At 73.5% G+C, this 9,077-nt stretch carries 11 protein-coding genes; 6 read left to right on the top strand and 5 right to left on the bottom strand.

From position 1 onward, the window contains the following. Nucleotides 1–77: 77 nt before the first annotated feature. Nucleotides 78–986, top strand: a complete 909-nt coding sequence (locus Actkin_RS20805) for an LLM class flavin-dependent oxidoreductase (protein ID WP_258903886.1) — start codon at nucleotides 78–80, stop codon at nucleotides 984–986. A 1-nt stretch (nucleotide 987) separates the two neighbouring features. Here Actkin_RS20805 and Actkin_RS20800 read toward each other — a convergent pair whose 3' ends face one another. After that, on the bottom strand, nucleotides 988–1,959 hold the full coding sequence (locus Actkin_RS20800) for a LysR family transcriptional regulator (protein WP_258903885.1): 972 nt from the start codon (nucleotides 1,957–1,959) through the stop codon (nucleotides 988–990). A 125-nt stretch (nucleotides 1,960–2,084) separates the two neighbouring features. Between Actkin_RS20800 and Actkin_RS20795 the strand changes: the two genes are divergently transcribed. Beyond that, nucleotides 2,085–2,690 (top strand): TetR/AcrR family transcriptional regulator, encoded by a 606-nt coding sequence (locus Actkin_RS20795; RefSeq protein WP_258903884.1) that lies wholly within the window; start codon nucleotides 2,085–2,087, stop codon nucleotides 2,688–2,690. After that, a complete protein-coding gene (locus Actkin_RS20790) occupies nucleotides 2,666–4,168 on the top strand; it encodes a carboxylesterase/lipase family protein (RefSeq protein WP_258903883.1) in 1,503 nt (500 codons plus the stop codon). Before Actkin_RS20795 ends, Actkin_RS20790 begins: the two co-directional genes overlap by 25 nt. A gap of 21 nt (nucleotides 4,169–4,189) precedes the next feature. On the opposite strand, the gene Actkin_RS20785 is transcribed toward Actkin_RS20790, so the two are convergent. The 4 genes from Actkin_RS20785 to Actkin_RS20770 form a co-directional block, all read right to left on the bottom strand. Beyond that, a complete protein-coding gene (locus tag Actkin_RS20785) occupies nucleotides 4,190–5,221 on the bottom strand; it encodes a D-cysteine desulfhydrase family protein (RefSeq protein ID WP_258903882.1) in 1,032 nt (343 codons plus the stop codon). Between the two features lie 168 nt (nucleotides 5,222–5,389). Further along, the gene (locus Actkin_RS20780) at nucleotides 5,390–5,857 is read right to left on the bottom strand and encodes a pyridoxamine 5'-phosphate oxidase family protein (RefSeq protein ID WP_258903881.1); all 468 of its coding nucleotides are present in this window, start codon (nucleotides 5,855–5,857) and stop codon (nucleotides 5,390–5,392) included. Between the two features lie 39 nt (nucleotides 5,858–5,896). Beyond that, on the bottom strand, nucleotides 5,897–6,517 hold the full coding sequence (locus tag Actkin_RS20775) for a VOC family protein (RefSeq protein WP_258903880.1): 621 nt from the start codon (nucleotides 6,515–6,517) through the stop codon (nucleotides 5,897–5,899). Nucleotides 6,518–6,522: 5 nt separating this feature from the next. Next, complete coding sequence (locus Actkin_RS20770; RefSeq protein ID WP_189211174.1) at nucleotides 6,523–6,930, bottom strand: helix-turn-helix domain-containing protein; 408 nt, start codon at nucleotides 6,928–6,930, stop codon at nucleotides 6,523–6,525. Between the two features lie 174 nt (nucleotides 6,931–7,104). Here Actkin_RS20770 and Actkin_RS20765 point away from each other — a divergent pair, with 174 nt between their 5' ends. From Actkin_RS20765 to Actkin_RS20755, 3 genes are all read left to right on the top strand, one after another. Then, nucleotides 7,105–7,674, top strand: a complete 570-nt coding sequence (locus Actkin_RS20765; protein WP_258903879.1) for an NADPH-dependent F420 reductase — start codon at nucleotides 7,105–7,107, stop codon at nucleotides 7,672–7,674. A 20-nt stretch (nucleotides 7,675–7,694) separates the two neighbouring features. Then, entirely contained in the window at nucleotides 7,695–8,225 is a 531-nt protein-coding gene (locus Actkin_RS20760; protein ID WP_189211172.1) for a VOC family protein, read from the top strand. A 414-nt stretch (nucleotides 8,226–8,639) separates the two neighbouring features. After that, a complete protein-coding gene (locus tag Actkin_RS20755; RefSeq protein WP_258903877.1) occupies nucleotides 8,640–9,068 on the top strand; it encodes a DoxX family protein in 429 nt (142 codons plus the stop codon). The last annotated feature ends 9 nt before the right edge of the window (nucleotides 9,069–9,077 follow it).

Below are 9,077 nucleotides of genomic sequence, written 5' to 3'. Positions count from 1 at the left end.
CCGCCACACTGCCATGAAGTTCGTACTACGAACCAATATGGTTCGCAGTACGAACTTCGGTGAAAGGTGTGAGGGCTATGTCGGTACCGGACGTCGTCTTCGGCTTCGGCGCGCACAGCGGCGTCGACGGCGGGGCGGAGCTGCTGGCCATGGCGCGGCAGGCCGACCGCGACGGGTTGGACGTCGTGTCGCTGTCGGACCACCCGTACTTCGGCGACCGGCTCGACGCCTACGCCGCCATCGGGTTCCTGCTCGGCGGCACCAGCCGCATCTCCGGCTTCGTGAACGTCACCAACCTGCCGACCCGGCCCGCTCCCATGCTCGCGCGGACGGTGACCTCGCTGTCGGCGCTGTCCGGCGGCCGGATCGTCCTCGGGATGGGCGCGGGCGGGCTGTGGGACCGGATCACCGCCATGGGCGTGCCCCGGCTCTCGCCCGGCGCGGCGGTGGACGCCTTCGAGGAGGCGATCGTCCTGGTGCGCAAGCTCTCCGGCGGCGGCCCGCCCGTCACCCACCGGGGGAGCCACTACCAGGTGGACGGCATCGATCCCGCTCCCGTCGCCGCGCCGCCGGTGTGGACCGGGTCGAACGGGCCGAAGTCGCTGGCCGCCACCGGCCGGGTTGCCGACGGGTGGATCCCCGGCCACGCCGCCGACTGGCTCAGCGAGCGGTACCGCACGTCCCGGCCGGTCATCGACGCCGCCGCGGCGGCAGCGGGCCGCGACCCCCGCGACGTCCGCACCGTCTACAACCTGCCCGGCCGCATCACCGACCGGCCGCTGGCCGCCACCCGCGACGCGGACGGCCGCTGGATCGGCGGCTCGGTCGAGCAGTGGGTCGACGAGCTAACCGGCGCCGTCCTGGACCACGGCGCGTCGGGCTTCATCCTGTTCTCGCCCACCGGCGGCACGCAGGACCGCGCCTCGCTCGGCCGCTGGGCGAACGAGATCGCCCCCGCGGTCCGGGCGGCGATCGCGGCGGGTTGAGTCAGAACCCGGGGAACACCCCGGGGTGTGCGGCGAACCACGAGCGCGCGTGTTCGCACCGCCGATAGCAGTCGCGGAAGGCGGTGATCGCCAGCCGGTGGATCGCGTCGATGAGGTCGTCGGCCCCTCGGCCGGGCCGCCACGCGAGCAGCCAGCGGCGATGGATGCCTTCCGCGCCCGTCAACGCGCGGATGACCACGCCCGGGCTCGGGGTCGACGAGGCGGCGACGAGACAGGCGCCGTTGCCCGCCGCGACGAACTCGGCCATGTGCCCGCTGTCGCCCGCGCGGGCCGTGACGTCGGGTGTGAAGCCGTGCCGCGCGCAGCAGGCCAGGAAGGCCGGGATGAGGGGGTCGTCCGGGTCGGCCGAGAGTATCCACTCAGCGTCGGCGAGTGCGGCCAGCGGGACTTCCGGCAGGTCCGCGAGCGGGTGGTCGGCGGGAAGGCCGATGAACGGCGGGTCGGTGGGCAGCAGGACCCTGGTCCGCACGCCGCGGGGGAGCGGCAGCGGGTTGCCGATGATCTCCCTGAGCAGGACGACGTCGAGCTCGCCCGCCGCGAGGAGGTCGACCATGCGCCCGCAGGAGATCTCGGTGCTGGCGGTGATCCCGGTGTCCGGCCGCAGGGCGCGGACGCCGCGCGCCAGGGCCGTCAGCGGCGAGCTGGGGTAGGACGCCAGCCGCAGCCGAGGCGGCGCGCGCTCCGGCCGCGGCCGGTCCGGGTGGAACCCGCGCAACTCCCGCGCGTCGCTCAGGATCAGCCGCGCCTTGGCCACGACGACCTCGCCGAACTCCGTCAGCGCCACGCCCGGGGCGTCGTGCCGGAACAGCTGCCCGCCCAGCCGCGCCTCGATCCGGCCGAGCTGCGCCGCGAGCGCGGCCTGGGCCATCCCCAGCCGCGCCGCGGCCCGCGCCGTGCTCCCGGCGTCGGCGAGTTCGACCACCAGCCGCAGGTGCCGAAACTCGATGTCCACGACGGGGCGCCTCCGGCTCGGGTCGGATGCCTCTCGACGGTCAAGGATCTCGGAACCGGGAGGGGCCATCAAGGGCCATCGGGTGGCCCCGGCCGGGCTTTGCTCACGCGTGCTAGAATTTGCTCGTGCGAGCAAAGTCGGTGACCGAGCAGGCCCGGCGGGCGCAGATCGTGGCCGCGGCGGTCGAGGTGTTGGCCGAGGGCGGGTACGCGGCGGCCTCGTTCAAGCGGATCGCGGCGGTGGCCGGGCTCAGCAGCACCGGGTTGATCTCGTACCACTTCAAGGGCAAGCAGGAACTGGTCGACGCCGTGTACGCCGAGGTCACGCGCGTGTTCGCCGGGTTCGTCCTGGAGCGCATGGACCGGGGGGCGGGCGCGGCGGAGGAGTTGCGGGCGTTCCTCACGGCCAACGTGCGCTTCATGGCCGAGCACCGCAACCACGCCATCGCCCTGCACGAGGTGCGCGCGCACGCCTCCGCCGCGACCGCGGGGGACGGCGACCACCGCAAGATGGCCGACCTGCTGCGGGAAGGGCAGCGCGCCGGGGAGTTCCGGGACTTCGACGCCGACACCATGGCGGTGTTCGTCATGGCGCTGCGCGACGGCGTGCTGGCCCGGCTGGGGAATCGGGCGGAGATCGACCTCGATCGCTGCGAACGCGAGCTGGTCACCATGGTCGAGCTCGCCACGACAAGGGGGACGGGGACATGGGCCGGAGGACATGGGCGCTGATGGGGGCCGCGTTGCTGCTCACGTCATGCGGGGGAGCGGACGGCAGGGACGGCGTCGCCAGCACGGACAGCGGGGACGTGCGCGGCGTCGTGCACGCTGATCACACCGTCTTCCAGGGGATCCCGTACGCGGCGCCGCCCGTGGGGGAGCGGCGGTGGGCGGCGCCGGCGCGGGCCGAGCGGTGGACGGGGGTGCGGGACGCCACCGCGCCGGGCAGTCCGTGCCCCCAGATCGGGACGTCCTATTCGGACGACCGGTCCACCGATGAGGACTGCCTGTTCCTCAACGTCACCACGCCGTCCACGCAAGGCGCGCGGCCGGTCATGGTGTGGGTGCACGGCGACGGCTCGGTGGGCGCGGGCCACCACTTCGACGCGCGCGCCCTGGCGACGCAGGGCGACGTCGTGGTGGTGACGATCAACTACCGGCTGGGCGTCTTCGGCGGGTTCGGCTACCCCGGCCTGCCCGGCTCGGGCATGTTCGGCCTCGCCGACCAGCGGGCCGCGCTGGACTGGGTGCGCCGCAACGCCGCCGCCTTCGGCGGGGATCCGGGCAACATCACGCTGTTCGGGGTGTCGTACGGCGCCTCCTCGGTGGCCGCCCACCTGGTGTCGCCCGCGTCGCGCGGGTTGTTCGACAAGGCGGTCATGCACAGCGGGTTCGCGCTCATCGACCTGCCCGCGGAGGCGTGGTACCCCGGGCTGGAGGCGCTGCCGTGGCTGGCGTGGCGGGACCAGGCCGAGATCGCCGGGATCGGCCAGGCCGTCGCCGCGGAGCTGGGGTGCGCCGACCTCGCGTGCCTGCGCGGCCTGCCCGCCGAGACGCTGCTCGACCACCCGCAGGTGATGAACATCTTCCAGCCGTACGGCTACGGCGGCGACGACCTGCCGCGGTTGCCCGCCGACGCCCTCGCCGACGGCGACTTCGCCCGCGTGCCCGTGCTCGCGGGCAACGCGCGGCACGAACACCGCGGGATCGTGGAGATCTTCCGCGGCCCGGTCGCCGCGGCGGACTACCCGAGGCTCCTGGCGGCCGCCTTCGGCGACGACGCCGACGAGATCGCCCGCGAGTACCCGCTCAGCGCCTACCCCAGCGCGAGCCTGGCGTGGGCGCAGGTGCTCACCGACCGGGTGTGGGCGCGGCCGACGTTCCGCCAGCACGAACTCCTCGCCCGCCACACCCCCGTCCACGCCTTCGAGTTCGCCGACGAGGGGGCGACGCCGCAGGGCGCGACCCACAGCAGCGACATCGGCTACCTGTTCCGCGATGAGGACCTCGCGAGTGACCACAAAGGACTGTCCGACCTCATGATCCGCTACTGGACGACGTTCGCCAGCACCGGCGACCCCAACGGCGAGGGCCTGCCTGCCTGGCCGCCGTTCGCCGACGGCGAGCACGTCCAGCAGCTGGCCCCGGGCGCGGTCACGGGCGTCGACTACCGGGCGGAGCACCGACTGGACTTCTGGACAGGCCGCTGACGCTTTACCGCGACAGGACGGTCAGGCCTCGGCTTCCTTGATCAGGTCCGGGGCGTAGCCGTAGAGGCCGGGGAGGCCGCCGGTGTGGAGGAAGACGACGGTGTCGGTGGCGGGGATCCCGCCGGTGCGGGCGGAGTCGATGAGGGTGGCGGCGGCCTTGCCGGTGTAGACCGGGTCGAGCGTGATGCCCTCGGTGCGGCCGAAGAGGCGGATCGCGTCCCAGACCGCCGGGGTGGGGACGCCGTAGCCGGGGCCGAGGGCGTGGTCGGTCACCCGGACGTGCGCCATGCTCGGGGCGGGGACGCCGAGCAGCGCGGACGCCTCGGCCGTCAGGCGGTCGATGTCGGCCGTGTGGCGCTCGATCGGGCCGGAGACCGACGCGGCGTCGACGGTGACGGGCCAGTCCAGCAGCGCCGCGCCGAGCGCGAGCCCGGCGACCGTGCCCGCGCTGCCGATCGCGCACACGATCCGGTCCACCTCGCTCAGCTGGTCCCGCAACTCCGCGGCGGCGGCGACGTAGCCGAGCGCGCCGACGGCGTTGGACCCGCCGACCGGGAGCGTGACGGTTTTGCGCCCCTCCGCCGCCGCCTCCTCGGCGAGCCGTCGATGGATGGCCTCCGCGTCGGCGTCGGTGTCGCACACGTGCAGCCGCGCGCCGTAGAGCAGGTCCAGCGCGACGTTGCCCGACCGCTCGTACGCCTCGTCGTCCCGGGGCGCGACCCGCGCCCCCGACCCGACCAGGCTGGTGACGCGCCTCGTCAGCACCAACTCGCAGCGCAACCCGAGCCGCGCGCAGGCGGCGGCCGTCTGCCGACCGTGGTTGGTCTGCATCCCGCCGGAGGTGATCACGGTGTCGACGCCCTCGGCGAGTGCCGCGCCGAGCAGGAACTCCAGCTTGCGCAGCTTGTTCCCGCCGACGCCGAGCCCGTTCACGTCATCCCGCTTGACGAGCACCCGGGGCCCGCCGAGCGCCTCGGACAGCCGAGGGCACTCCTCCAGCGGAGTAGGCCAACTCCCCAACCCGACCCGGGCGAACCGAGACAGATCAACCACCGACGCCTCCTCGACGGCCGACGGCTTCGGCCAGCTGACCCCGACCGTACCCGCGACCGCCCCCGCGCAGCAGCCGACCGGCTGTCCCGGGCGCCGTCGGCCCTTCCCGGTGGCGCCGGGTGGGTTCATGGCTTGGGGTGCGTGGGCAGCAAGCAAGCGTCCGGTCGGTCAGGATTCCGCGTCCGCGCGGTCCAGCCAGCGGCCGTCGCGCATGAGGAGGCGGCCGCGGAGCTCGTTCTCCTCCCGCCAGGCCTGCACGCGCCGCGGGTGGATGCGGAAGTACTGGTAGGGCGTGGCCAGCTCGCGCGGGTCGAACCCGGTCCTGGCCGCGAACGCGTCGCCGGTCTCCCGGTCGGGTTCGGCGATCGGCTCGGCGGTGCCCTCCACGATCACCACGTCGCGGGTCGTGCCCAGGCTGAGCCGCACCCGGCCGTCGGCCAGCAGGTTGCGGCCGGTGACCGAGGCCCTCGGGGTCGAGATAAGGATCGACGTCCCGTCCCACAGGAAGGACAGCGGGATGAGGTGGACGCCGCCGGGCTGGCCCGCCGATGCGACCCACAGGTCGACGTCGGTCTCCAGCCTGGCGCGCGTGTCGCGCACCCGCTCCGCGAGCGTCCGTGGTGGCGCGGTCGTCATGGTCCCTCCAGGGGAACGGCAGTGGAAGGTACAGTCCTATCAGGACGTCGAGGCCACGGGCGCGGGCGCCCACGCGAACCCGTCCGGGTCGGTGCACGGGCCCGCGTCGCCGTTGATCACGAGGCGGTGGGAGCCGGTGCCGTCGGGGGCGACGCCCGCGGTCTTGGCGAGGGCGCGGCGGCGGTACAGGGCCAGGGTGATCGGGCCGGTCTCGAACTCGACGTACATGCGCCCGAAGCTCTTGCCCACGGTGAGGCCGCGCTCGCTGTAGAACCGCTTGGTCGCCGCCACATCGGCGACGCCCAGCAGGAGCACGATGGCGTCGATGTCCCGCGTGGCCGGGCCGGTGTCCTTCTTGGCCGACGTCGCGATCTTCCAGATGGTCCCGTCCGGCGCCTGGACGACCCCGCCGTAGCCCCACAGCGACTTCGCGGCGGGCTTGACCACCGTCGCCCCCTCGGCGACGGCGGCCGCGACGAAGCCGTCCACGGTGGCGGGCTGGGCCACCGTCAGCGCCAGCGTGAACCCGCGGAAGCCGCTCGACGGCGACTCCGCTGGGCGCAGGCGGATCTCCGCGTCCAGCCCGAACGCGGTGGTGTAGAAGTGACGGGCGGCCGCGGTGTCGGCGACCTCGATGGTGACGGATTCGATGTGTGCCATGGGAATCACGCTAGCCGCGGCTCGACGGCCGACGCTTCTTCATTCCTGACCGGTGCGGCGAAGTCCACGGGGGACACGCCCGTCACCTCTGTGAAGCGGTCGGCGAAGACCCCCGGCGTCGGGAAGCCCACCGCGACGCCGACCTCGACCACGCCGAGTTCTCCCGACCGCAGCAGCGCCCGCGCCCGCTCGACCCGCCGCCCGACCAGGTAGGCGTACGGCGACAGCCCGTACGCGAGCCGGAACCGACGGCTGAGGTGGCCCGGCGGCATGCCCGCGTCCCGGGCGAGCGCGCCGACGTCCAACGGCCGCGCGTGCTCCCGGCCGATCCGGTCGCGGACGCGGCGCAGCCGGGCGAGGTCGTCCTGCCGCAGCGCCTCCGCGCGGGCGCGTCCCCACAGCGGGTTGCACATGTGATCTCCCTCCATGCCGATGATGTCGATCACGCTATGCGCGCCGCCGAGACCCGCACTTCTCGATTCCTGACCGATCCACCCGCACAAGTGGTCCCCGTCACTTGCGGAATAGTTGAACCTTCAACATCCTTGTAGGGGGTGCACGGACACCCGACCGACAGGAGCACCGACATGGCACGCGTGAGCATCATCGGCACCGGCACCATGGCCAAGGCCATCGCGGACGTCGTCGGCAGGAGCGGCGGCGCCGTGGACCTGCTCGGCCGCGACGACGCCCCGGTCACCGGCGAGATCGTCGTCCTCGCCGTCCCGTACGGCGCGCTCGCCGACGTCGTCGCCCAGCGGGGCGCGCAGCTCGCGGGCAAGGTCGTCGTCGACATCAGCAACCCCGTGGACTTCACGACGTTCGACTCCCTCGTCGTCCCCGCCGACGGCTCCGCGGCGGCCGAACTGGCCGAGGCGCTGCCCGCGTCGCGGGTCGTCAAGGCGTTCAACACCAACTTCGCGGCCACCCTGTCCACGGGGACGGTCGGCGGGCAGCCCACCACCGTCCTGATCGCGGGCGACGACGCCGATGCCAAGGCGCTGCTCGCCGGGATCGTCACCGCGGGCGGGCTGCGCGCCGTCGACGCGGGCCCGCTGCGCCGCGCCCGCGAACTGGAGGCCGTCGGCTTCCTGCAGCTCACCCTGGCCGCCGCCGAGAAGGTCGCCTGGACGGCGGGCTTCGCCGTCGCCGCGTGACCCCGCGCAAGGAGGATTCCGTGACCGTCTCGCCCGTCCGCCTCAACCACGCCGTGCTGTTCGTGGCCGACCTCGACCGCTCCGCCCGCTTCTACACCGAGGTGTTCGGCATGGAGCTGGTCAGCCACGAGGAGCCGCTGAACGCCGCGTTCCTGCGGCTGCCCCGCTCCGGCAACCACCACGACCTGGGCCTGTTCGGCATCGGCCCGGCCGACGGCCCCCGCCGCCGCGGCATCGGCCTCTACCACCTCGCCTGGCAGCTCGACACCGTCGACGAACTGGTCGAGTTCCGCCAGCGCCTGACCGCCGCGGGCGCGTACACCGGCGAGTCCAGCCACGGCGCCACCAAGAGCGTCTACGGAGCCGACCCCGACGGCAACGAGTTCGAGATCATGTGGATGCTCCCCCGCGCCGCCTGGGGCCCCCACGCCGACGCCGCCATCGTCGAACGCCTCGACCTCGCCGCCGAACTCGCCCGCTGGTCCGGCGTGCGCACCGCAGGCCGAATTGTCACCGACCCCACGCCTCCCGCCGCCACGGAACAGCCGTGAACCTCACGGCCCCGTGGAGGTTTGCCAGCTGCTCCGGGCTGCTTACGACGGGCCGAACCATGCCCGATCCCGCGCCTCCGGGCACCTCGGTGAGCGGCGCACCGCGTGGTCCCGGCGAGGTTGCAGGCTGGACCTCGCGGCGGGTTGTGACTGGTCCGGCATGTCGGGTTGGTCCGGCTCCTCGCAATCCCGGCGGGGCTGCTGGCTGCGCCTCGGGGCGGGGCGTGACCGATCCCGCGCCTCCGGGCACCTCGTGGTTAGCCATGCGCTCGCAATCCCGCCGAGGGTGCAGTTGCGCCCCGGGTCGCGGCCGGTCCCCTGTCTCCCGCAGCCCCGGATAGTCGTCCACCTTCCAGGTTCGGCCTGCCGCACCTGAACCGTCCGATCCATCCCCCTCACCGAGAGGACCCCGTCATGACCATCCCCGCACCCGCCCGTGACCTCGCTGTGCTGCTCGCCCGCGTTGCCGTCGGTGTCGTGTTCTTCGCGCACGGTTGGCAGAAGCTGTTCACCAACGGCATGGAGGGCACCACGGCGTTCTTCGAGCAGGTCGGCGTGCCTGCCGCGCCCGTGGCGGCCTGGTTCGCCACCATCGTGGAGCTCGCGGGCGGCGTCGCGCTGGTCATCGGGCTTGCCGTGCCCGTCGTCGGTCTGCTGCTGCTCGTCGACATGATCGGCGCGTTCGCGTTCGTGCACGCGAGTGCGGGCCTGTTCGTCACTGAGGGCGGGTACGAGTTCGTCCTCGTGCTCGGCGCGGCCGCGCTGTTGCTGGCCGCCGTCGGTGCGGGCCGCTACAGCGTCGACCACCTGCTCACCGGCCGTCGTCAGGCAGTCCGCGCCTGACGACCGGCC

It is taken from the genome of Actinokineospora sp. UTMC 2448, from assembly GCF_024760565.1.
In the GTDB taxonomy this organism is placed as follows: domain Bacteria; phylum Actinomycetota; class Actinomycetes; order Mycobacteriales; family Pseudonocardiaceae; genus Actinokineospora; species Actinokineospora fastidiosa.
This window is presented reverse-complemented; position numbering and strand designations above follow the sequence as displayed.

Excerpts from the sequence above, each read along its gene's own strand:
- Actkin_RS20805 (WP_258903886.1), top strand. The coding sequence starts at position 78 with ATGTCGGTACCGGACGTCGTCTTCGGCTTCGGCGCGCACAGCGGCGTC.
- Actkin_RS20790 (WP_258903883.1), top strand. The coding sequence starts at position 2,666 with ATGGGCCGGAGGACATGGGCGCTGATGGGGGCCGCGTTGCTGCTCACG.
- Actkin_RS20780 (WP_258903881.1), bottom strand. The coding sequence starts at position 5,857 with ATGACGACCGCGCCACCACGGACGCTCGCGGAGCGGGTGCGCGACACG.
- Actkin_RS20775 (WP_258903880.1), bottom strand. The coding sequence starts at position 6,517 with ATGGCACACATCGAATCCGTCACCATCGAGGTCGCCGACACCGCGGCC.
- Actkin_RS20770 (WP_189211174.1), bottom strand. The coding sequence starts at position 6,930 with ATGTGCAACCCGCTGTGGGGACGCGCCCGCGCGGAGGCGCTGCGGCAG.
- Actkin_RS20765 (WP_258903879.1), top strand. The coding sequence starts at position 7,105 with ATGGCACGCGTGAGCATCATCGGCACCGGCACCATGGCCAAGGCCATC.
- Actkin_RS20755 (WP_258903877.1), top strand. The coding sequence starts at position 8,640 with ATGACCATCCCCGCACCCGCCCGTGACCTCGCTGTGCTGCTCGCCCGC.